21 protein-coding genes are annotated in these 21,474 nt (G+C 63.2%); 11 read left to right on the forward strand and 10 right to left on the reverse strand.

The features are described from left to right. Positions 1 to 63 precede the first annotated feature (63 nt). Genes AO268_RS23390 through AO268_RS23410 form a run of 5 tightly spaced genes read left to right on the forward strand, consistent with a single transcriptional unit; the run spans position 64 to position 5,135 of the window. Positions 64 to 2,214: an FUSC family protein gene (locus AO268_RS23390; protein ID WP_099169989.1), complete on the forward strand. Its 2,151-nt coding sequence runs from the start codon at positions 64 to 66 to the stop codon at positions 2,212 to 2,214. Next, the gene (locus AO268_RS23395) at positions 2,204 to 2,407 is read left to right on the forward strand and encodes a DUF1656 domain-containing protein (RefSeq protein ID WP_076963731.1); all 204 of its coding nucleotides are present in this window, start codon (positions 2,204 to 2,206) and stop codon (positions 2,405 to 2,407) included. The genes AO268_RS23390 and AO268_RS23395 overlap by 11 nt, the downstream gene beginning before the upstream one ends. Then, positions 2,404 to 3,366 carry an HlyD family efflux transporter periplasmic adaptor subunit gene (locus tag AO268_RS23400; RefSeq protein ID WP_373562151.1) on the forward strand — a complete coding sequence of 321 codons (963 nt, stop codon included), beginning with the start codon at positions 2,404 to 2,406 and terminating at the stop codon, positions 3,364 to 3,366. Before AO268_RS23395 ends, AO268_RS23400 begins: the two co-directional genes overlap by 4 nt. Before the next feature lie 35 nt (positions 3,367 to 3,401). Next, positions 3,402 to 4,787, forward strand: coding sequence for an OprD family outer membrane porin (locus AO268_RS23405; RefSeq protein WP_373562152.1), 1,386 nt, complete (start codon positions 3,402 to 3,404; stop codon positions 4,785 to 4,787). A 54-nt stretch (positions 4,788 to 4,841) separates the two neighbouring features. Further along, complete coding sequence (locus AO268_RS23410; RefSeq protein WP_099169991.1) at positions 4,842 to 5,135, forward strand: hypothetical protein; 294 nt, start codon at positions 4,842 to 4,844, stop codon at positions 5,133 to 5,135. A gap of 20 nt (positions 5,136 to 5,155) precedes the next feature. Here the strand turns inward: AO268_RS23410 and AO268_RS23415 are convergent, their stop codons facing one another. After that, positions 5,156 to 5,779 carry a TetR/AcrR family transcriptional regulator gene (locus AO268_RS23415; RefSeq protein ID WP_099169992.1) on the reverse strand — a complete coding sequence of 208 codons (624 nt, stop codon included), beginning with the start codon at positions 5,777 to 5,779 and terminating at the stop codon, positions 5,156 to 5,158. Positions 5,780 to 6,006: 227 nt separating this feature from the next. Between AO268_RS23415 and AO268_RS23420 the strand changes: the two genes are divergently transcribed. The 6 genes from AO268_RS23420 (at position 6,007) to AO268_RS23445 (ending at position 11,354) form a co-directional block, all read left to right on the forward strand. Continuing rightward, complete coding sequence (locus AO268_RS23420; RefSeq protein ID WP_099169993.1) at positions 6,007 to 6,873, forward strand: fumarylacetoacetate hydrolase family protein; 867 nt, start codon at positions 6,007 to 6,009, stop codon at positions 6,871 to 6,873. A 127-nt stretch (positions 6,874 to 7,000) separates the two neighbouring features. Beyond that, positions 7,001 to 7,996 carry a 2,4,5-trihydroxytoluene oxygenase gene (locus AO268_RS23425; RefSeq protein WP_099169994.1) on the forward strand — a complete coding sequence of 332 codons (996 nt, stop codon included), beginning with the start codon at positions 7,001 to 7,003 and terminating at the stop codon, positions 7,994 to 7,996. Between the two features lie 11 nt (positions 7,997 to 8,007). Then, positions 8,008 to 8,631 carry a malonic semialdehyde reductase gene (locus AO268_RS23430; RefSeq protein WP_076963724.1) on the forward strand — a complete coding sequence of 208 codons (624 nt, stop codon included), beginning with the start codon at positions 8,008 to 8,010 and terminating at the stop codon, positions 8,629 to 8,631. A gap of 105 nt (positions 8,632 to 8,736) precedes the next feature. Continuing rightward, entirely contained in the window at positions 8,737 to 9,960 is a 1,224-nt protein-coding gene (locus tag AO268_RS23435) for an MFS transporter (RefSeq protein ID WP_099169995.1), read from the forward strand. A 26-nt stretch (positions 9,961 to 9,986) separates the two neighbouring features. Continuing rightward, positions 9,987 to 10,373, forward strand: a complete 387-nt coding sequence (locus AO268_RS23440; RefSeq protein ID WP_076963722.1) for a nuclear transport factor 2 family protein — start codon at positions 9,987 to 9,989, stop codon at positions 10,371 to 10,373. A 120-nt stretch (positions 10,374 to 10,493) separates the two neighbouring features. Further along, a complete protein-coding gene (locus tag AO268_RS23445) occupies positions 10,494 to 11,354 on the forward strand; it encodes a hypothetical protein (RefSeq protein WP_099169996.1) in 861 nt (286 codons plus the stop codon). 46 nt (positions 11,355 to 11,400) lie between these two features. Here AO268_RS23445 and AO268_RS23450 read toward each other — a convergent pair whose 3' ends face one another. From AO268_RS23450 to AO268_RS23490, 9 genes are all read right to left on the reverse strand, one after another. Then, the gene (locus AO268_RS23450; protein WP_099169997.1) at positions 11,401 to 12,738 is read right to left on the reverse strand and encodes a cation:proton antiporter; all 1,338 of its coding nucleotides are present in this window, start codon (positions 12,736 to 12,738) and stop codon (positions 11,401 to 11,403) included. A gap of 24 nt (positions 12,739 to 12,762) precedes the next feature. Beyond that, entirely contained in the window at positions 12,763 to 14,235 is a 1,473-nt protein-coding gene (locus tag AO268_RS23455; protein WP_257154440.1) for an amidase, read from the reverse strand. Between the two features lie 5 nt (positions 14,236 to 14,240). Then, positions 14,241 to 15,911 carry an NAD(P)/FAD-dependent oxidoreductase gene (locus tag AO268_RS23460; protein WP_099169999.1) on the reverse strand — a complete coding sequence of 557 codons (1,671 nt, stop codon included), beginning with the start codon at positions 15,909 to 15,911 and terminating at the stop codon, positions 14,241 to 14,243. A gap of 63 nt (positions 15,912 to 15,974) precedes the next feature. Then, on the reverse strand, positions 15,975 to 16,616 hold the full coding sequence (locus AO268_RS23465; protein ID WP_099170000.1) for a peroxiredoxin-like family protein: 642 nt from the start codon (positions 16,614 to 16,616) through the stop codon (positions 15,975 to 15,977). A 13-nt stretch (positions 16,617 to 16,629) separates the two neighbouring features. After that, a complete protein-coding gene (locus AO268_RS23470) occupies positions 16,630 to 17,400 on the reverse strand; it encodes a hypothetical protein (protein ID WP_076963716.1) in 771 nt (256 codons plus the stop codon). Continuing rightward, on the reverse strand, positions 17,397 to 19,034 hold the full coding sequence (locus AO268_RS23475; RefSeq protein WP_169922483.1) for an FAD-binding oxidoreductase: 1,638 nt from the start codon (positions 19,032 to 19,034) through the stop codon (positions 17,397 to 17,399). Before AO268_RS23475 ends, AO268_RS23470 begins: the two co-directional genes overlap by 4 nt. Next, positions 19,024 to 19,890 carry a class I SAM-dependent methyltransferase gene (locus AO268_RS23480; protein WP_076963715.1) on the reverse strand — a complete coding sequence of 289 codons (867 nt, stop codon included), beginning with the start codon at positions 19,888 to 19,890 and terminating at the stop codon, positions 19,024 to 19,026. Before AO268_RS23480 ends, AO268_RS23475 begins: the two co-directional genes overlap by 11 nt. Before the next feature lie 34 nt (positions 19,891 to 19,924). Further along, positions 19,925 to 20,854, reverse strand: a complete 930-nt coding sequence (locus tag AO268_RS23485) for a GNAT family N-acetyltransferase (RefSeq protein WP_099170001.1) — start codon at positions 20,852 to 20,854, stop codon at positions 19,925 to 19,927. Between the two features lie 50 nt (positions 20,855 to 20,904). Further along, positions 20,905 to 21,417, reverse strand: coding sequence for a MarR family winged helix-turn-helix transcriptional regulator (locus AO268_RS23490; RefSeq protein WP_076963713.1), 513 nt, complete (start codon positions 21,415 to 21,417; stop codon positions 20,905 to 20,907). Between the last annotated feature and the right edge of the window lie 57 nt (positions 21,418 to 21,474).

A 21,474-nucleotide genomic window follows, 5' to 3' on the forward strand; every position in this document is an offset into this window, starting at 1 on the left:
CCCAGGTTCGGGGGCTGTGCGGCTACGGGCAGCCCCCGCTTCAGTCCAGGATGAAGGGCGCCCATGCAGCCGTTGATCAATTATTTCAAAGTGGTATTCAACCCCGGCCTCGGGGTGTTGCTGTTTGCCTTGCGCACCGTCGCGGCAGGGCTGTTGACGTTGTACCTGGCTTTTATCTTCGACCTGGATCAACCCAAATGGTCGGTAATGGCCGTGATTATCGTCAGCCAGCCCCTGGGCGGCATGGCGTTGCAGCGCAGTTTCTCGCAGATTATCGGCACCCTGGTCGGTGCCGCCGTAGCGGTGTTGATCATGGGGATTTTCCCCCAGGCCCCGCTGCCCTTTGTTATCACCCTGTCGTTGTGGCTGGCGTTCTGCACCGCCGGCGGTACGTTGTTGCGCTACACCAGCTCCCATGCCTTTGTGCTCAGCGGTTTTACCGCCGTGGTGGTAGGGCTGCTGGCGGTGCCGGAGCAGGACAACACCTTGATGCTGGCAATCACCCGGCTTACCGAGACGCTGCTGGCGGTGGCCTGTGTGTGCCTGGTCAGCTTGCTCACGGCGCGCCCGGAAGCGGTCGCCCGGGGCTATTTCGCCAAGGTCGACCAGGTGCTGAAGCTGATGGCCGCCCACGCCGCGGCGGTGATCCGCACCGAAGAGAGCGAGGCCGACTTCCATCAGCGCCAGATGCAGTTGCTGGGGGAAATCAGCGCCCTGGAAGGCCTGCGCCGGCATCTGTACTTCGATGCGCCACGGCTGCGCAGCGCCAATGGGCTGGTGCAATTGCTCGGCAACCAATTGGTGTTGCTGACCTCGCGGCTGACGGTACTGCGCCGCCAGCGCACGCTGATCGGCGAGCGCTGGGAGGGCGAGCTGCCCGCAGACATCCAGCAGTTGCGCGCGGACGAGTTGGCGTTTCTCGATGAGCTGGCAGTGGCCGGGCGTTCACTGTCGGCCGAGGCGCGCCAGGGCTTTACCGTGCTGCAGCAGCGCTTTGATCAGCAGGCCAAAAACGCCGAGCAGCGCCGCGATGAACCCATGAGCGGCACCTTGCGCGCCCTGGCGTGGGCCTTGCGCTGGGAACAGGCGCGCCTGTTGCAGCAATTGGAGGAAATCCTCGAACTCAGCGACGCGATCCAGGACGGCCGCCAGGCCAGCTGTGCGCACCGCCAGGGCCAGAGCAACCCGCTGTACCTGGACTGGCGCCTGGCCGGGATGAACGCGGCGCGGGCCTTTATTGCCTTGCTCGCCAGCGGCCTGATCTGGATCGAAACCGCATGGGACGGCGCGCGGGCCGGGATGATCCTGGTGGGCATCCTCTGTTCGTTGATGGCGACCTTTCCACGGCCCCTGGCGGCGAGCCAGAATTATGCGCGCGGCTTTGGCCTGTCCCTGCTGGTGTCGGCGGTCTATCAGTTCATGCTGGTGCCGGCCATTGGCGATGTGGAAATGCTGTTTCTGCTCCTCGCGCCGCTGCTGTATGTGATTGCGGTGGGCCTGGCCAGCCCGATGACCGCCGGGATCGGCATGGGCCTGGGCCTGTCGACCTTCCTGATGGTGGGCCCACAGAATATCGGGGCCTGGCAGAACACCGCGAGCCAGTGGTTCGAGTTCGCCGGCGCCTATATCGGCGCCTGTGCCCTGTCGTTGCTGGTGTACGCCTGGGTGTTTCCGTTCAACCCGGCGCGGCGTATCCAGCGCCTGTATGACGAGAGCCGTGGCCAGGTCTACGCATTGCTCCAGACTGCGCCGGCGGACTCGCGCCAATTCGCCTTTGAAAGCCGGATGATGGACCGCCTGACCATGATGCTGGGGCTGTTGCCGGCCGCCAACGACCAGCGTTCCAACGCGCTGTTCGAGGTCAGCCTCGCGTGCATGGCCCTGGGGATCGCCCTGAACCAGCTCAAGCAACAAGGCCAGGACAATGCACTGCTCGTGCCCGCCACCAAGGCGCGCTTGCAGGCGATCCTGGAGCAGTCCGGCCGTTATGTAGCGGGCCGGCCGGGTGTGGATGTGCAGGCCCTGACCACGAGCTTGCGCCAGCTAGGCGACGAGCTGGACCAGTTGCACGCCAGCGCGTTGCCTTCCGGGCATGGGCAGTTGTGGTCGGTGTTCCGCATTCGGGTGGCGTTGCTGATCGTGGCGTCGTTCCTTGAGCGCTACCGTGAATTTCTTGAACCCGTGGAAGAAGGAGTGCCGGCCCTTGCCGATTGATTTCGAGGTGGGCGGCGTGTACCTGCCGCCGATTGCCCAGGCGCTGCTGTTGGCGCTGCCGGTATTTATGCTGCTGGACTGGGGCTTGCGCCGTCTCGGCGTGTTGCGGTTGGTCTGGCATGAGGCACTGTTTGAGGGTGCCCTGTATGCCTGCGTGTGTGCTGTTGTCATTTTAGTGATGGGAACCCCATGACCTTGAAAAAACTCATTCCCCAACTGATCACCCTGGTGGTGGTCGTGCTGGCCCTGGTGCTGGGCTGGTTCGCCTGGGAACACTACACCCGCTCGCCCTGGACCCGTGATGCGCGGGTGCGTGCCGACGTGGTGACGCTGCCGGCGGATGTCTCCGGGTTGATCGTCAGCCTGCGGGTGCAGGATAACCAGCATGTGACCAAGGGCGATGTGCTGCTGGAAATCGACCCGGCGCGCTACGCCCTGGCGGTCGAGCATGCGCGGCGCTCGGTGGACGTGGCCACGGCCACCCTGGGCCAGTCCCGGGCGGCGATCATTGCCAGCGAGGCCCAGCTCAAGCAGCGCCAGAGTGAGGAGCGGCGGCGACGCACCCTCAAGCAGGGGTTCGCGATCTCCGGCGAAGAGTGGGAGAAGTCCAATACCGACGTGGCGGTCGCCCAGGCGCAACTGTTGAGCAACCAGGCCAATCTCGGGCTGGCCGAGGCCAATGTGCAGTTGGCCAAGGCCGCATTGACCCAGGCCGAGCTGGATTTGCAGCGCACCCGGGTGATCGCGCCGGTCAGTGGCTATGTCACCAACCTGCTGACGCGCCAGGGCGACTACGCCACGGCCGGCGGTGCCTTGCTGGCGTTGGTGGACAGCGACTCGTTCTATGTCAGTGGTTATTTCGAGGAAACCAAGCTGCCACGGATCGCCGAGGGCGACCGCGTACGGATCCAGTTGATGAGCGGCGAAACCTTTGGCGGCACGGTACAGAGCATCGCCTTCGCCATCACTGACCGCGAGAACTCCCCGGGCAGTCGCCTGCTGGCCAACATCAACCCCAGCTACACCTGGGTCAAGCTGGCACAGCGGGTGCCGGTCAGGATCGGTATTGATCCCGACTATGTCAGCCAGGGCCGATTGCGGGCGGGCACCACGGCGACCGTGACCGTGCTGGAACAGCAGGCGCCACGCTGATGGGGCTCATCGTGAAACGGCTGGTGCGCGCTGCGATGTCGCTGACCGTTTCGCTAACCGCAGGGGGCGTGTACGCCGATAACTCCCTGGGCCAACGGGACAACCTCAGTACCGGCATCAATGAGCGGCAGAAGGCTGAGCTGGCGGTCGCGCCGGGGTTTGTCAGCGGTTCGTCCCTCAATGGCTTGCTGCGCAATTACTACCTGGGCCGCGACAACCACAACACGCCGTCGCGGCTGGACCAGCGCGAATGGGTGCAGGGGGTGTACCTGTCCTTTCGCTCGGGGTACACCGACACGCCGATTGGGGTCGGGGTGGATGTGCATGGTTTCTATGGGCTCAAGCTCGATGGTGGCGGGGGCAGTGGCGGGGCGGGGTTGTTGCCGCTGGATTCGCAGAACGCCCCGCAGGCCGACTTTTCGGCAGCGGGCGCGGCCCTCAAGCTGCGCGGCTTTGACAGCCTGGTGCAGGTCGGTGACCAGTACCTGGAAAACCCGCTGGTGGCCAGCGGCGTGAGCCGGGTGTTCCCGCAGACCTTTCGCGGCGTGACGTTGAAAAATTACAGCCTGCACAACCTGACCCTCGACAGCGGCTGGGTCGACTCCACGCGCCTGCGCAACCAGAGTGGACAAAGCCGCCTGGGCACCAGTTACGGCAGCGGCAACAAGGCCGGGCTGGCCGCCGATCGTGAAAGCCCGCACATGGCCTGGCTGGGGGGTGTCTACAGTGCACCGGGTGGGATGACGCTGACGGTGTATGGCGGGCAACTGAGCGATATCTGGAATCAGTACTACGTCGGGGTGAGCCAGCCGTTCACCCTGGCGCGCGGGATCACCCTGACGCCGTATGTGCATTACTTCAACACCCGCGACCAGGGGCGCAGCCAGTTGGGGCGTATCGACAACCACACCTACACCGGCGGCCTGACCCTGTCCGGCGCCGGCCAGAGCCTGACCCTGGGGCTGCAGAAGGTCGATGGCGACACGCCGTTCGACTATGTGGTGCAGGACGACCGGACCTTCCTTTACCTGAATAACTCCCAGCAATACGCAGATTTTAACGCGCCGGGGGAAAAGTCCTGGAAGATCCAATACCAGACCAGCCTGGCGTTTATCGACGCGCCTGACTTCCAGCTCAGCACCTCCTACACCCGTGGCGAGGCAGACCTGACCCGGGTCGATCCCGGTAGCCAAGGCTACGGCTACATCTACAACGCCGCCGGCAAGGATGCCCATCACTGGGAGCGGGATATTGCCTTGCGCTACGCCGTACCGGGCGGCAAGGCCAAGGGCTTGAACGTTACCTTGCGCTGGGCGGCCCATCGTACAGGGCAGGGGTATACCGCACCGGGCAATACCCGTGGCAACTCAAATGCCGATGAGTACCGGGTGATTGTCGATTATCCGTTCAGTATTTTTTAGCTGCTTTGCAAACGTCGGTTGAATCAGTCGCGTAAACCTAGGGAAGCACCCGTTATGAAGACTCCGTCCAAAACGCTTCTGACCCTCATGGCGATGGCCACGCTCTGCGCGTGCTCTACCCAGCTGACTGAGCAAGGCCTCAACGTTAGTCTGGTCACCGCGACATCGTCCAATCAATGCAACTTGATCAGGATGTTCACCGTCAGGGGGGCGGGTGCTGATGAAACGCTGCGCATGGCGTTGAATGAAGCGGGCGCTTTGGGGGCCGACAGCATGGCGGTGGCTGATGGTAAGGAAACTTCCGACGGTGCCGAGATCACGGGGGCGGCGCTGATCTGCCGCCAATGAAGGTGCACCCCAGAGGCGTATTACCGGGCCTTATCCGCTGACAAGCCATTGATAAATATAGATATGGTCTCTTTGATCAGCTGATCGCGTGCCGGTTTTCCGGGACTTCGGCAAAGACCCAGCAGGCAACGCAACTGCATGTCGCCGGTCAGCGCATCGAGGAAGATCTTTGCCCGGGTCTGCGGGTTGCCAGGGATGATCAGCCCTGCTTCCTCTGCCCAGGTGAAATACTCCGCCAAGCAGTTGTAGGCGGTCGCGGGCGCGGCGTCGAAGAACGACTGCGCCGCCTCCGGTGCTCGCAGGGCTTCGGACACAATCAGGCGATGCAGGGCGAGGGTCCGGGGCGATAACAACACGTCGAGGAACACTCGGGCAATGGTCGTCAGTGCTTCCTGCACAGGCTTCTGAGCGAGGTCCATATGGGTCAGCGGGCTGACGTTCTCTGCACAGAGCTCCTCGATAATCGCGGAGAACAGGCCTTCCTTGCCGCCGAAATAGGCGTAGATCGTGCGCTTGGAGCCGCCAATGTTGGCAATGATCCCGTCAACGCTGACCCCGGAATAGCCTTCTGCGAGAAACATCTCGGTTGCCGCCTGGAGAATACTTTGACGTTTTGCGGCTTGCCTCGGGGTAGGGGTTTGCATGTGGCTCGGCTATTCCTGAAAAGAACAATTCGACAGTTCGCCTAGCCTACGCGGCTCTGCATCAGCCTTCCAGCCACACAGTGGGACGAGTCAGACATTTGTCCCGGGATTTTTTTTGTAAAAAACACTTCGATCACCCTTGACGAGTTTTTGATTTGGGCGCATTTTCGGCAAAAGGGTACGGTAACGTACCGTACCATTTCATAAAAACAACAGAGGTACTGATCATGCGTTTCGTGCACTTTCTGGAAGGCTCCAGCAAAGGCCTGGCTGTCGAGCAAGCAGGCGTCCTGCGGGGCTTGAACGAACAGGAAAACGGCTATCCAGGCACCCTGGAGAGCCTGCTCAACGCCGGCCCCGCAGCGCTGCAAGCGGCCCATCGGCGCTTGAGCGACGCTCGCTTGCTGGACACCTCGACGCTGCGCTACCTGCCACCACTGGAGCGGCCGGGCAAGATCGTGTGTGTCGGCTTGAACTACGCCGATCACACCAAAGAGAGCCCCTACGAACAGCCGGCCTATCCGACCTTCTTCCCGCGCTTTTCCACCAGCCTGATCGGCCATGGCGAGCCCATCCTGCGCCCGCGTGTGTCCGAGCAACTGGATTACGAAGGGGAGCTGGCGGTGGTGATCGGCACCGGTGGCCGGCATATCGCCCGTGCGCAGGCCCTGGCGCATGTCGCGGGCTACGCGGTCTTCAATGAGGCGTCGGTGCGCGATTACCAGTTCAAATCGCCGCAATGGACCATCGGCAAGAACTTCGACGCCACCGGCGCATTTGGCCCGACCTTTGTCAGCGCCGATGAGTTGCCACCGGGGGCCGCCGGCCTGAACCTGGTGACACGCCTCAACGGCACGGTGGTGCAGCAGGGCAATACCGCCGACATGATCTTTGGCGTCGCCGAACTGATTGCCGTGCTCAGCGAAGCGGTGACCCTGGAGCCCGGTGACGTGATTGTCACCGGCACCCCGGCCGGGATTGGCTGGGCGCGGCGCCCGCCACTGTTCATGAAGCCCGGCGACCTCTGCACCGTAGAGATCGAAGGCCTTGGCACCTTGAGCAACCTGATCGCCGACGAGCCGCCTGCGGCCTGAGTTCACGCGTCAGTTTTTCACGAGTGAGGAACAACCGACCGACCGTCACCACGGTGGGCAGCGATCCCGGCTGCCCTGGTTTCGACTACCGGTTGTCCTGCCCATTGAATGCCGAGGAGTCACTACCGTGCTGCAGATCAAAGACATCAACCATGTGCTCTACCGTCATCCCGACCTTGGGGTGGTCGAACGCTTCCTGAGCGATTTCGGCCTGGTGGTGATGCACCGTACCGAGCAACGCCTGTATTTTCGCGGCACCTGCTCGCTGCCCTATGTGTATATCGCCGAGAAGGCCGCAAAAGCCAGCTTTGGCAGCATCGCGTTCGCCGTCGAAAGCCTCGACGACCTGCACCAGGCCTGCCGTCTGCCGGGGGCCTCGGCTATCCAGCCGATGGAAGGTCCGGGAGGAGGGCAGTACGTTGCCTTGCATGATCCCTCGGGACGGCGAATTGAGTTGGTACATGGCATCCAAGCCGTGGGCGCGCTGCCCCATCGCCCTGCGCTGACCCTCAACTCGGCCCAACACAAGCAGCGCTTCGGCGATGTGCAGCGCCCCGGCAAGGGCCCGGCACAGGTCCTGCGCCTGGGCCATGCGGCGATTGGTGTACAGGACATGGCCCTGCACCTGGCCTGGTACCAGCACATGCTCGGCATGTTGCCTTCAGACCTGGTGGTCGAGGAACCGCATCGCGACCGCCCAAGTGCGGCCTTCCTGCGTTTGAACCGTGGCAGCGCCTGGACCGACCATCACACCATCGCGCTGTTCCAGGCGCCACGGGACTTCGTTCATCACGTGTCCTTCGAGGTCCAGGATTTTGATGCGCAGTGCCTGGGCCACGAGTGGATGACCCTGCAAGGCTGGTCGCCGTTCTGGGGGGTTGGCCGGCACATGCTGGGCAGCCAGATCTTCGATTACTGGCGCGACCCGTCCGGCAACCTGATCGAGCACTTCACCGATGGCGACCTGTTCAACCAGGACTCGCCCTCGGGCTACACCCAGGCGTGCGACGCCAGCCTCTACCAATGGGGCCCGCCGATGTCGGTGGAGTTTTTCCTGGGCGGGGAGTGTGCCGCGGAACAGACCGTGCCCCGGTCGACTTCAGAACGTCAGCGACGCAGTTGAGGACAAATGCCATGAGTCAGGTAATCAGCGAGCAGGTGCTCGATAGGTTGTTTCGCCAGGCCCGCAGCCAGAATGGCTGGCTGGACAAACCGGTGGCTGAGCACACCTTGAGGGCGCTATACGATCTGGTGCGCTGGGGCCCGACCAGCGCCAACGGCTGCCCGGCGCGCATTGTGTTCTTGCGCAGTGCCCAAGCCCGGCAACGCTTACTGCCGGCCTTGAGCGCGGGCAATGTCGAAAAGACCTTGAGCGCCCCGGTGACGGCGATCATCGGCTACGACACGCAGTTCCATACGCAGTTGCCCAGGTTGTTTGCACACAACCCCACGGTAAGTGACTGGTTTGCCGGCCAGCCGGAGTTGCTCGAATCCACCGCCTTTCGCAACAGCTCGCTGCAGGGCGGCTACTTGATCCTCGCGGCCCGGGCCCTGGGCCTGGACTGCGGACCGATGTCCGGGTTTGACCACGCACAGGTCGACCAGGCGTTTTTCGCTCCCGGGGCCGATGGCATGCAGGCGTTTGCCGGGATGCACATCAAGTCGAACTTCCTGTGCAACCTCGGCTATGGCGACCCCGAGAAACTCTTTGCCCGTAACCCGCGCCTGGACTTCGACGAGGCCTGCGCGCTGTTGTAACTGACTGCACCTGTACGTAAACCCTCCAGACCGATCGGGCGTGCTGCGACGCATCACGCCTGTCTGTCAGCCTGGCAAAACAACAACAATAAGGAAAATCCAGCAATGAGACCTCTTTCCAAGTGGCATGTGCTTGTCGGCGGTTTTCTCGCGTACCTGTTTGACGCGATGGAAATTATCTTGCTCACCCTCGCACTCCCGGTAATCCGCCAGGACCTGGGCCTGACATTCAATGAAGCCGGCATGCTCGCCTCGGCGACCCTGCTGGGTATCGGTTTTAGCAGCATCACCACGGGCTGGTACTCCGACAACTACGGTCGCCGCAAAGCTTTACTGATTTCGTTGAGCGTATTCGGCCTGTTGACCACGCTGGTGGCTGTCACGCACAACTGGGCCTTGCTCCTGCTGCTGCGGTTTCTATCCGGGCTGGGCTTGGGCGGGGTGTGGGGGATTGTCTCGGCCTATGTGACGGAAACCTGGCCGGCCCACCAGCGGGCGCGAGCGATCGGGTTTGTGCTCAGTTCATTCCCGATTGGCGCGGCCATTGCGGCCATGGCGGCGGCCAGCTATCTGCCTGATTGGCCGACCTTGTTCATGGTGGCCGGGATCTCCACCCTGATTCCATTGGCGTACCTGTTTTTCTTCGTGCCCGAGTCGCCGGAGTGGGCGGCGCAGAGAGCCCGACCCGGAGCACGCAAGCACGTCTCGGTGCGCGAAATCTTCTCCCCCGAACTGCTGCGCCTGACCCTGCTGGGCACCCTGGCGGCGAGCTTTGCGGTGATTGGTTTCTGGGGTGCAAGCACCTGGTTGCCCACTTACTTGATCCAGGAGCGTGGCCTGGGCCTCGACACGATGGCCAACTTCATGGCGATCCTCAACGTCGGCGCCTTTATCGGCATCAATGCCTTCGGTTTTATCGCCGACCGCATCGGCAAGCGCAACGCCACGCTCCTGTCATTGCTCGGCAGTGCGGTGATGTTGTCGATTTATGCACTCACCACGCAGAACGCCATCCTGTTCTGGCTGGGGCCGATCTACGCCTTCTTCTATGCCTTTGCCAGCCTGTTTGCCTCCTACTTCAGTGCGCTGTACCCCACCCGGGTGCGCACCCTCGGCGCGGGTTTCTGCTTCAACTTTGGCCGCGGGCTGGCGGCTTTTGCGCCGCTGCTGTTGAGCGCAATCGCCACTCACTACAGCCTGGCGTGGGGCCTGTTGGTGTGCGCCGGGTTCTTTGCCCTGGCCACCCTTACCCTGTGGTTCATGCCCCAGGCGGAATCGGACCGGCCCGCGATGGCGGGCATGCCACTCAACACCATGGATTCCCGATAGTCGAGACCCACCTGGAGCTTCAAGACATGTCACAGCAAACCGTAGAACAACAGATCCAGGCCCTGGAAATGCGCCGCCGCCAGGCCATGGTCGAAGGCGATCTGGACTTCCTGGAAAGCCTCTATCCCCGCGACTTGACCTACAGCCACTCGGACGGCAAGAGCGACAGCAAGCGCAGTTACCTGCAAGGCATGCGCGAGGGCGTCTGGCGCTACCGGGGGTTTGCCAGCCGCGACGAGCAGATGCGCAGGGCCGGGGACTGTGTGGTCGTCACCGGGTTGATCGACATGGACGTGGTGATCCGTGGCGAGCCCATGCTGCTGAACTCGCGCTACATCAGCGTGTGGAAAGCCGGCAATAACGGCTGGCAAATGATGGCCTGGCAATCGACGCGTTACACGCCGCACCCCTGAACCCCGGTAAGTCCCTCAACAACCGGCAACTGGAACCCGGCCCTCGTGGTTGTCCGGGCAGGGCGTGCGTATGCCTGGAAACCGCGATGGCTGGAACTTTGACTTGATGGAAACCTGAACATGTACGTACAACAATTACAAAAAACGTATTGCAAGGCCCTTCTGATAACCGCAGGCGCGATAAGCCTGGCCTCAAGCCCGGTACAGGCCAAGGACTGGAGCGACACCTTTATCGGGTTTCGCTATGGCACCGACTTCACCGAACCCAGTGTCCGCGGCAAGGTGCAGAAGGAGATCTATCAACTGGGCCATGCCAGCGGCAATCAGGCGGGGTCCAATTTCTTTAACCTGGATGTGCTCAAGTCCGACAGCAACGACCCGAAGAAAGACAGCGACTCGGGCGCGACCGAGGCCTACCTGGTCTATCGCCATCAACTGTTCCTCAGCCAGGTGTTCGAGCGCTCGATGGCGTTCGGTCCGGTCAAGGAAGTGGCCCTGAGCAGCGGGGTTGAACTCAACTACAAAAACACCGAGTTTGCCACCCGTAAACGCATGCTGGTGGCCGGGCCGACGCTCAAGTTCGACGTGCCCGGTTACCTGGATATCAGTCTGCTGTATGCCATGGAGTGGAACCACTGCGGGCTGAATGCGTGCCACACCGAAAACATCCAGTTCGACCCGTACTACGTGTTGCACATGGTCTGGGGCATTCCGTTCCAGGTGGGCAGCGTGCCCCTCAAGTTCCAGGGCTTTGCCAGCTACAAGACTGCGAAGGGCAAGGATTACTTCAAGCAGGACACGGCCGAGGAGAGCCTGGTTCGCGCCTCATTGATGGTCGATGTCGGGCAACTGGCGTTTGCTCGCAAAAACACCCTGCTGATCGGCCCGGGCTATGAGTACTGGAAGCACAAGTACGGCGCGATCCATAAACCCGGCACCGACACCTATGCCCCCACTGTGCACCTTGAGTGGCATTTCTAAAGCCCCTGGGTGAGCCGCATCAGCGGCTCACCGCTGCAGCCGGCGTTTATTTCACCGCCGGTTGGCCCACCGGCACGCGCCGCTCCTCGCTCGTCAGCAGGCGGATCAGGGGCGAGGCGATAAAGGTACTGATAATGGCCATGATCACCAGCATGGTGAAGTACTCCTTGGGCAGCACGCCCAGGTCATAGCCCACGTTAAGCACCACCAGTTCCATCAGCGCCCGGGTGTTCATGCACACGCCGATCAACGCGCTGTTGCGCGGTGTCTCGCCCAGCCAGCGGCTGGCGCCATAGGCCCCGAAGAATTTACTGGCGAACGCCACCAGGCACACCAAAAAGCAATTGAGCAGCGCCGTGTCGCCATTGAGCGAGCCGATATCGGTGCGCAGCCCGGTGTAGGCAAAGAACACCGGCAGGAAAAACGCATTGACCAGGCCGCTGACCTTGGCATTCCACTGGGTGACAAAAGGCCGGTGGGTGTGCAGGGCGACGCCGATGATAAAACCGCCAATAATCGAAAACACGCCGATCAGGTTGGTGATCACCGCGCTGCCAAACAGCACGATCAGCATCAGGGAAATGCCCTGGGCCGACAGGGGTTTGCGCGCAAGGTCGCCGATGATCCAGCGCAGCACCAACGGCCGCACCACCCACAGCACCAGCACGATAAACAGTGCCAGGGCGAGGATCCTGCCGAGGGAGGCCCATACGCTGAAGTTGGAGGCGATGATCGAGGTCACGCCGCCGAGGATCAGCCAGCCGCACACATCATCGATGGCCGCCGCGCCAATCGTCAGGGTGGCTACGCGGGAGCGGGACAGCCCCAGCTCCATGAAGATCCGCCCGAGGATCGGCAGGGCGGTGATCGACAGCGCCGTGGCAAAAAACAGCTGGAAGGCCAGCAGCGGTGGCTTGTCGCCGGCGATCTGTTGCCAGAAATACTCGGCCACCAGGAAGCCACTGGCAAACGGCACCAGCAACCCGCCCAGGCTGATCGCGATGATCGAGCGTTTACGCCCCTTGAGGTGGGCGCCGAATTCAAATTCCAGGCCCACCTGGAACATCAACAGAATCAGGCCGACCTGGGCCGTGGCGACAAAGGCGGTGGAGGTTTGCGGCACAAAGATACTGCTGAGCAGTTCCGGGAAAAAATAGCCCAGCAGGCTTGGCCCCAGGACCAGCCCGGCGAGAATTTCCCCGGCCACCGGGGTTTGCCCCAGGCAGCGGGTGCTGAGCCAGGAGATCAGGCGGCTGGCGCTGAAAATCACGATCAGTTGGATCAGGAACAACAGGGTCAAATGCTCGGCCTGGGAACCCACGGCCGATTGCCCGCCCGCAGGCGCAGGAGGTTGTAGCGTGATAGCGCTGGTGTTGGTTTGCATGGGGGTGTCCTAGTACTTGAGGTGTCAGAGCGGGGGCTTGCGCCAGCCGCCGAATTCCATTTCCAGAAAGCGCGCGGCTTCCAGTAACAACGCGTCCTGTCCCAGCCCGGCCACCAGTTGCACGGCCACCGGGCAGCCCTGGTCGAGGCGCCCCATGGGCACGCAAAGGGCCGGGAAGCCGAGCACATTGAACAGCGCGCAATAGCCGATATCGAACGGGTGCTTCAGGGCGCTGCCATGGGCCGGCGCCACGCCCGGCGTGGCCGGCAGCACCAGAATGCTCTGGCCGTCGAACAGCCCGGCCAGGGCCTGCTGCATGTGATCGCGTTGCTTGAGGAAGCGCGAGAGCCCCGGGTTGCCCAGCCGATCACCGCCGCTGTCCATCAGGCTGGCGAGCAGCGGCCCCCGGGAAAACTGCGGCTTGCCGGCCAGGGCGGCATACAACGCCCGTGGATAATTGATCGGCTGCCCATCCCCGAGGTAGTCGGCCAGGTGCAGGTGAGTCTCGCACTTGAGCACGGCCAGCCAGATAAAAAACGCGTTGGCAAAGCCGCCGTCATTCCAGGCTTGCACGTCCACGCCCCGGTCTGCATAGCGCTGGCCGGTCTCGATCACCGCCGCTGTCACGGCAGGCGAGAGTGGTGTGCCCCACTTGAGTGGCGTTGGCACGCATACCAAGACACGCTTGAGCGCCGGCGCCCGGGCCGGCTGTTGGTAGCCTGAGTGGATATTGCGGTCGATCCCGTCGCTGCCGGCGATGATCTCCAGCACGGCGCCCAGGTCCTCGGCATGCCGGCACAAGGGGCCGGCCGCAAAGTGGCTGGCGACGGCTTGGGAGGCCGGCAGCGATACGCGCTGTTCGTCCAACGGCAGATGCCCGCTCAGCGGCACCAGCCCCCGCGACGGCTTCAAGCCAAAGATGCCATTGAACGCCGCCGGAATACGGATCGAACCACCGCCGTCGGTGCCCAGGGCAAAGGGCACGCAGCCACTGGCGACCATCACCGAATCACCGCCACTGCTGCCGCCGGCGGTGCGTGAGGCGTCGTAGGGGTTGAGTGTGCGGCCATACACCAGGTTGTCTGTCTCGGGCCACAGGGCCATTTCGGCCTGATTGCCCAGGGCCAGCGGAATGGCCCCGGCCGCCAGCAGCCGCGTGGCCACCGTGGCGGTGCTCAGCGCCCGGGTGTTGCTGCGCAGGCGCGACCCACAGGTCTTGGGCTGCCCCGCCAGGCCCAGGCCTTCCTTCATGGAAAACGGCACACCGTGCAGGCGTCCCAGGGGCCGGCCCTTGAGCACCGCCTCTTCGGCATGGCGCGCGGCGCGCCGGGCATCGTCGAACAGGTCGACCGCCATCGCGTTGCAGAGCGGCTGGACGACCTCCAGGCGCGCAATGCACTGCTCGATCAGCTCCACCGGGGAGATCTGCTTGTCACGGATCAACCGCGCCAGGTGGACGGCACTCAGGGCCAGCAGGTCTGTATGGACCTGCGCCATGCCGTTCATCCGCGACGTACCAGGTCGAGAAAGCCACCTTCCTTGCCAAACGGCGATTTAAGCAGCTCCGGCGACTCGCCATATTTGTAGAACAACGAAGGCCGCAGGCGCAGGACCGCCGCCCGTGCCAGGTCCTGCACGGCGCCACAGCCATGGCGCAGCAGCAACGTGAGGTGACGTGCCGACAGCGACCACTTGACCATCTTCATCAGCCGCACCCGCAGCAGGGCCGAGCGCAGGTAATAGTTGGAGGCGTAGATCGGTCGTGCGCGGTTTTCGGCCTTGTACAAGTCGAAGTTGATGGTGTGCGAGTAGAGGTTGGGCATCATCGTCGGGCTCAAGCCCGGGTTGGAGCGGCGGATCTCTTGCAACAGGCAGGCAAACGGCAGCGGCGACGGTTGCATCTCGCGGGTGTAGCGCGGCAGCAGGTCGGCAAACTGCTGGGCCTGGTGACCATCAAGAAAATCCCCGGTCATGTACATCGGCAGCACCACATGGAAGTACGCCATATTGGCGAACAGCAACGTCCAGCCCATCATGAACGGGTCGTCCATCACCTCGTACCACTTGCTCCAGGTGTCCTGCAGGGCCAGTTGCGCCTGGATATGCGACTCCAGGCAATTGACGTAGGCGGGTGTCAGGCTGCCATGGATGTCTTTCTCGATCATCGCCGCGACCTGCGGGATCTGCTGCGCCACATAGGCCAGCCCGGCGCTGTTGGCCGGGTCGAAGGTAAAGGCCGCGTCGCCCAGCAGGAACCAGCCTTCGGTCGAGTAGTATTGCCGCGCTTCGTACATGTAGTTGTGCATGGCCTGGGTATCGACCAACTGGCCCGACTCGATCAGCTCGGTGATCACCGGGTGGTCGGCCATGACCTTGTTTTTGAAGGCGTCCAGGGTGCTGATTTTCTCCTCGATCATGTCCGGCCGGTAGGTGATGCCGATGCTGATCATCTCGTTACCGTCATCGCTGCGCATCGGGATCATCCAGATCCAGTAGCCCTTGCCGTAGAAATGGTGGGTCACGTAGTACGGGTCGTAGCAGTGATGCTTGTCCTTGTGTGCCGTGATGCTGGACAAGATGCCGCGGTCGAAGTCCTTGAGCCGCAGCCAGAAGGTGCTGCGCTGGTAGGTCGCTTCTTTGTGCAGCTTGAGCTTCTTGGCCATGAAGCGATTGCGGCCGGTGGCGTCCACCACCCAGTCGGCGGTCAGTTGCTGTGGCTCATCGGCGGCGTTGCGCAGGGTCAGCAGATGGGTGGCGTGCTCGCCGGCATGGAGGTCGACGGCGGTGACGTCAGCCTCGATCATGTGCACCTGGTGATCGCCCACGATCTGGCGCAGGTCCTTGTCGAAACTGAAGCGGTTGAGGTTGTAGGCGGGCATGCGGATCACGCCGGGCGCCTCGTGGACCACGTAGTTGCGGCACTCGGGGTTGTTGCGCAGTTTCAGGTAATAGGTCAGGCCGTACTTGTGGTAGTGCTTTTCTTCCAGCAGGCGCCCCAGGCCCAGGCCCTTGAAGAAGTGGGTGGTCAACTCGACCGTGGACTCGCCGACAATCGGGCGCTTGCGGTCCGGGCGCCCGATCAGGATGACGTCGACACCCGGTAACCTTTTTTTGAAGTACAGCGCGGCCAGGTGACCGGCGACGCCGGCCCCCATGATTGCGATTCGTTTCATGTCGTCAGTCCCTGAACAAGTGGGTTCGCCGAAGGCAGGCGTGCCTTCGGCGAGAGTTGTCGGTTATGCGCCGCTGGCGGCGGCGATCAAATCCTGTGGTTCTACCCGTTGCGAGTAGTCCACGTTGACGAAGGCGGCGCGGATCAGCCCGTCCTGGCCGATCACAAAGGCGCTGGCCATGGGCAGGGTCAGGGCGTCGGAGCCGTTGAACTGCTTGAGGTCGGCGCCCAGTGAGCGGTAGACCTCATCCAGTTCGTCTTCGAGCTTGAACACGATGCCGTACTGGCGCGCCAGCTGGTTGTCGGCATCGCTGAGCAACAGGTACTTGATGCCGAGGGCTTCGCGGGTCTTGCGCGAGTACTCCGGGGTTTGCGCCGACACCGCCACCAGGGTGGCGCCCGAGGCCGCCAGGTCCGCGACCATCTGCTGGTAGGCCGTCAATGCCTGGCCGCAGAAGGGGCACCACAGGCCCCGGTAGAACACCAGCACCAACGGGCCTTTTTTCAGCAGTTGACTGAGGTCCACCGCCTGTTCGTCAGCATCCTTGAGCACCGCCAGGGGCGCCTTGTCGTTGGCCTTCAGGGCCTTGTCGCCCAGATGGCTGTCGAGCAGTGTCTGCAACGAGGCCTGGAACGTGTGCTGGATCTCGGCCGGCAACTGGGCCATCTGGTCCTTGACGGTTTGAAGCTTTTCCTTGAGCGACATGGGTGACTCCTGTTCACTTCTGTTGAGAAAGGCTGCGGGTAGCCCGGGTAAAAATCCTGGTGGCGGCCTTGCCGTTGGGTGGGTAGCGCTCGAACAAATCCAGCACCCAGTCCGGCCGGGTCTTGCTGGCGTCGTTGATCCAGTTGGCCACCGAGTCCTGGGCGTATTTGTCGCTTTCATCGAGCCTGGCAATCAGCAGGGGTTCGGCGATTTGCGGCTCGGCCTTGAGTCGGGCGATGTGTTCGCACCAGACCCCGCGCGGGCGCAGGATTTCAACGCAGAAACGGCGGATCAGCGGGTCTGCGCTACCGGCATGGCTGCACAGCAGCGCCAGGGCGGCCGTCAGGTCCTGGGCCAGCAGGGGGCGCAAGGCAATCCAGGCCCATTCACGCACGCCAAAGTGGCTGTCGGTGGCGAACTTGAACTGGCTCACCAGCGCGGTTTCCAGGGCGCTGTCGCGTTGACAGTAGGCATTGGCGAAGGCCGCCCAACTGCGCACGGTGTCCGAAGGATGCTCCAGCAGTCGCTGCCAGGTCTGCTCGCGCAGGGGCTGGGCGGCGGCTTCCAGCCATTGCCCCAGCGCGAGACCCAGGCCGGCGACTTTCTTCGAGATGCCCAGCGCCTGGCCGGCCTGGGCTGCGTTCAACAGGGCCTGGGCCAGGGACGGCTCCCACTGCGGGGCGATGGCCGTCGCCAGCGCCACCGGGTCGACTGCCAGGCACTCCGCCAGGTTGCGGGTGGCGAGGCGGCCCTGGTCAATCAGGTGTTTGCGTTCTTCACTCATCTCGATACCACCGATGCGGTCATGGGCTGCTCAGGCATTGGGCTGGCGATGCAGTAGCGCCCGGGTGAAAGCAGGTTGTCGGGATCCAATGCCGCCTTGAGCCGCGCCCCGAGCTGCCAGGCCGGCCCCTGGGCGTCGGTCAACAGGTGCATGAAGCGGGCGGGCACACGGTAGGGCAAGACGCCCAGCGCCTTGCCTTGGGCGAACAGCTGGCGATAGCACTCATGGGCCCGGTTCGAGGCCGGGGCATCCGTGCGATCGAACAGCAGGGGTACGGTGCAGTCGATGGCACGGCTTGACAGGCTGGTCAGCGTGACCGGGCACGGCAGTTGCTGCTGGCGGCAACGACGCTCCATGGCCCGCACAAAGTCGGCCACTGGCTGGGTCTTGAGCGGCAGGATCGGCGCGTACCAGATCAGCCCGCAGTTATCCCGCGCCGGGTCCAGGGGCGCGCCGGGCAGCGGCTTGGCGCCGGCGGTGTAGGCCAGCGGCAACGCCACTTCGCTGGGCTGGCCTTCCATCAGGGCGATGCCTTGCAGCATCTTGTCCAGGGTGCGCTGCCAGCGCCGGGACCAGCCGCCGGGCAGATACCCCAGCAGGCGGCGGGCGCTCGTCAATTGGCCACCGGTCTTGAACAGCGATTTACTGGCGAAGGCTTCAAGCTCAAGGCTGATCATGCGCTTGAGCGAGGCGTGCTGTGCCTTCTGGCAATAGATCGAGCCTACACCCATCCACGCGGGCAGCCCCAGGGCATCGGCGGCGGCCCGTTGCTGCGCCTCGTTCATGCCCACCACCTGGGTATCTTCGCTGGCCATGGTCAACAGCCGTGTGCGATTCATCAGGTTGATGCCGCCGATCTGCCCGGGGGCCAGGTCGAGCATGCGCTTGATGCCCGCCAGGGCCGCTTCCAGCCCTTGTTCCTCCTCCACCCAGAAGTAAAACGGCTGGATAACCTCGGGCTTGCGCACCAGGGCAATCGACATCTGCGTCACCACCCCCAGCCCGCTCTGGCTGAACAGACCGTCCAGGTACGGCCCCACCCCCCATTTGAAACAGGGCGCGCTGACCCCCAGGGACATCGGCGAGCGGTACAGCGTACCGTCAGCCAGCACCGCTTCGAGGCCGAGCACCGCCTGGAAGTGGTCGGTATGGGGGGTGATGCCAAAACCACGCTCCAGGGCATTGCCCAGCACGCTGCAGGTCGGGCCCGCGCCGGTGACCGGGGTCAAGAAGGCCAGGTTGTGCTCCTGCAGATAGCGGGCGAGGGCGCCCTGGGTCACCCCCGGTTCCAGGGTGACCACCGACAGCTCTTCATCGAACGACAGGATCCGGTCCATCCCCGACAGGTCCATCAGCACACAATGGGCGCCAGGGGTCGAGGCCGTGCCGTAGCCCCAGTTGTGCCCGGTGCTGATCGGCTGCACGGCAACCCCATAGCGCCGCGCAATGACCATGCACGCCGAGACGTGTTCGGTGCAGCGCGGTGCAATCACCACCCTGGCATACGCGGGGGAGCACATGGTGTCTTGCTGGAAACGTTCGAGGGTGGCCGGGTCGATGCGCACCCCCGCATCGCCGAGCACCTCACGCCATTGTTGCTGGGCGAGCATCAGGTTGGCGGGTTCAAAAGGCACTGGCCAGGCCTCCCAGGCGCAGGAACAGACGCAACTGGTTCACATCCGCCTGGCGGCTGGCGGGCAGGGCGTTGTAGCGGCGGCGGAATTCGGGCTTCATCACGTTCACGCAACGCCGCTTGGGGGTGCGGATGACCATCATCAACGGGCTGAACGCCGTGCTGTAGACCTTGGCACACGGCCCCAGGTAACTGGCCGCGAGGGTCTGGAATTCTTCCAGGGAGAATGCCGCCAGCAGGGAGTTGCGGTAGTCCAACAGGGTTTCCGCGTCGGCCCCGTCGCTGGCGCGCTCGACAAAATAGTCGACCGACTCGATGGTTTTCAGGCGCCCGAAATCATTCAGGTAAATCGCCCGGTCATTGCGCAGCACTCGCGAGATATTGCGAAAGGTCGCCTCCAGTTGGCCGAGGTTTTCCAGGTGGTGCAGGGCCATCGACGAGATCACCACATCCACGCTGCGGTCGGCGATCGTGGTGAGGCGGGTCATGTCGTCGGCCACCAGTTGCACGTTATCGATGCCTTGCAGGTGGCAGGCTTCACGGGCCACCTCCAGCATGCTCTGGGACAAGTCCATGCCAATGAATTCGGCCCGCGGGTTGAGCCGCGCGACTTGCAGCAACAGGGCCGCCGGGCCGCAGCCGATGTCCAGCACCACGTCGCCGGGTTTGATCAGCGCGCACATCTGCGCACAGTGATACAGGTGGGTGCCGGACAAGGCCTGGCCCTGGGCGGCGCTGTCGGCGTAGGACGCCACACTCTGCTGTTCTTCCATGACCAAGGCCGGTTCGGGTATACGCTCGAAGGGCTGCTTGATCGTTATTTCTCTGACTATCGCGCGCAGCAATCCGCTGTCCATACTGCTTCCTCCATGAAATGACGTTTGAGCTTGCTTACGCCAGGGCCAGCGCCCGCTGGACCCGTGGCGACAGGTTTCGGCCATGCACGCCACAGCGGGCCATATGGGTCAGCACTTCGTGCGTGTCCCAGGGCCGCAGCGCACCGGTGGCGGGCAGGCCAATATGGGCGTAGTCACGGCGGCAGAAAAAATCGAAGAAGTGCGTGCGCTGGCCCTCGATGGCAAACTCCAGGTCGGGGCGTTGATAAGCCCGCTGGAAAATCGCCGGCGCATTGCCCAGGTCCAAAGACAGGGGCAGCGACAAGGCATTGTTGAGCTTGGTGTAGGGTTGCACCCGGCCCATGGGGGAGAAGAACAACACGTTGCGATAAAACGCCCCGGCGCGTGGATGCACGGCGATCAGCAGCCGCTGCACCCCGCGAAAATGCATGGCCCAACGGAACATCGCGTTGTAGAGCATCAACGGCACCCCCTTGCCGCGATACCCGGCGGCCACGGCCAGGGTGCCGACCTCGGCCAGCCGGGCCCCGGCCAGGCGTTGCAACACCACCTCGTTGCCATGCACCTCTTCCAGGGGCAGGCCGAGCATGGAGTCTTCGATCAATGACACGGTGCCGACGATCTGCTGGTCCTTGATCGCGACGAAGGTGGTGGTGCCCGCCAGTAGATGAAACGCGGAAAAGCGCATACCGGCCCGGCACACCGTGGAGATACCGCGTCGCGCATAGCTGTCGTTGACCAGGCGCAAGGCCGCCTCCAGTTCAAACAGGCTTTGCACCGGGCGAAACTCAAAGCCTTCGATGGCCAGGGGGTGGCGGGCGATCCGCTGGATAAACAGGCGCCGATACAGCGCCGGGGGAATGTAGCGCTCCAGGGAGACCATGCTGTGGCGGATGACATCGACGCCACTGTGAATGCGTGGCTTCCTGCCGAAGTTGGTCATCACTCGTTGACTGTGCAGCATCAAACACCTCCTTGTGTGACTACCGCGATTGACGCAATTGAAGCCTGGGCCTAATGCCCATCCGGCAGTGGCTGGGACAGTGCATGACTGGCCGAAATGCAATAGATCGACTCGGACAACGCCTGGCGCTGCTCGGGGCTCAGCCCCTGGATAATGCCGCTGATCCAGTCGGTGTGTTCGACGAACACCTCATCGACCACGCGCCTACCGTCGGCAGTCAGGGTGATGATCAATTTGCGCCGGTCGGTGGGGTCGGTCTTGCGCTTGATAAACCCGTCGCCCTGCAGGCCATCGAGCAAGCCGGTCACCGTGCCGGTGGTAATCGACAAGCGCGTTGCCAGTTCCAGGGGCGAGAGCTTCCCGCCGGCGCTCTTGAGGGTGAGCATGATGACAAAGCGGCCCTCCGACAGGTTGTAGCGGGCCAGGCGGATGGCACACACGCGATTGATTGCGGCGGCCGCCGACAGCAGCTCGAAGCACAGCTTGACACTGTCCCTGACCTCGGCCGGCACCCCGTCAAGCTCGCGCAGCATGATGTGGTGTTTGTTCTCTAAAATATTCATAAGGCGCAGTTTATCTTGGTGCCTTACTAAGTCAACATTTTGTTTAATCCTTCCCGT

It is taken from the genome of Pseudomonas sp. ICMP 8385 (assembly GCF_002699915.1).
Lineage (GTDB): Bacteria > Pseudomonadota > Gammaproteobacteria > Pseudomonadales > Pseudomonadaceae > Aquipseudomonas > Aquipseudomonas gessardii.

Bases quoted from the DNA above. Each gene is read 5' to 3' on its own strand.
- AO268_RS23470 (WP_076963716.1), bottom strand. From the start codon at position 17,400: ATGAGTGAAGAACGCAAACACCTGATTGACCAGGGCCGCCTCGCCACC.
- AO268_RS23445 (WP_099169996.1), top strand. From the start codon at position 10,494: ATGTACGTACAACAATTACAAAAAACGTATTGCAAGGCCCTTCTGATA.
- AO268_RS23410 (WP_099169991.1), top strand. From the start codon at position 4,842: ATGAAGACTCCGTCCAAAACGCTTCTGACCCTCATGGCGATGGCCACG.
- AO268_RS23485 (WP_099170001.1), bottom strand. From the start codon at position 20,854: ATGCTGCACAGTCAACGAGTGATGACCAACTTCGGCAGGAAGCCACGC.
- AO268_RS23465 (WP_099170000.1), bottom strand. From the start codon at position 16,616: ATGTCGCTCAAGGAAAAGCTTCAAACCGTCAAGGACCAGATGGCCCAG.
- AO268_RS23460 (WP_099169999.1), bottom strand. From the start codon at position 15,911: ATGAAACGAATCGCAATCATGGGGGCCGGCGTCGCCGGTCACCTGGCC.
- AO268_RS23450 (WP_099169997.1), bottom strand. From the start codon at position 12,738: ATGCAAACCAACACCAGCGCTATCACGCTACAACCTCCTGCGCCTGCG.
- AO268_RS23415 (WP_099169992.1), bottom strand. From the start codon at position 5,779: ATGCAAACCCCTACCCCGAGGCAAGCCGCAAAACGTCAAAGTATTCTC.
- AO268_RS23405 (WP_373562152.1), top strand. From the start codon at position 3,402: ATGTCGCTGACCGTTTCGCTAACCGCAGGGGGCGTGTACGCCGATAAC.
- AO268_RS23430 (WP_076963724.1), top strand. From the start codon at position 8,008: ATGAGTCAGGTAATCAGCGAGCAGGTGCTCGATAGGTTGTTTCGCCAG.
- AO268_RS23480 (WP_076963715.1), bottom strand. From the start codon at position 19,890: ATGGACAGCGGATTGCTGCGCGCGATAGTCAGAGAAATAACGATCAAG.
- AO268_RS23420 (WP_099169993.1), top strand. From the start codon at position 6,007: ATGCGTTTCGTGCACTTTCTGGAAGGCTCCAGCAAAGGCCTGGCTGTC.
- AO268_RS23455 (WP_257154440.1), bottom strand. From the start codon at position 14,235: ATGGCGCAGGTCCATACAGACCTGCTGGCCCTGAGTGCCGTCCACCTG.
- AO268_RS23490 (WP_076963713.1), bottom strand. From the start codon at position 21,417: ATGAATATTTTAGAGAACAAACACCACATCATGCTGCGCGAGCTTGAC.
- AO268_RS23390 (WP_099169989.1), top strand. From the start codon at position 64: ATGCAGCCGTTGATCAATTATTTCAAAGTGGTATTCAACCCCGGCCTC.
- AO268_RS23435 (WP_099169995.1), top strand. From the start codon at position 8,737: ATGAGACCTCTTTCCAAGTGGCATGTGCTTGTCGGCGGTTTTCTCGCG.
- AO268_RS23400 (WP_373562151.1), top strand. From the start codon at position 2,404: ATGACCTTGAAAAAACTCATTCCCCAACTGATCACCCTGGTGGTGGTC.
- AO268_RS23440 (WP_076963722.1), top strand. From the start codon at position 9,987: ATGTCACAGCAAACCGTAGAACAACAGATCCAGGCCCTGGAAATGCGC.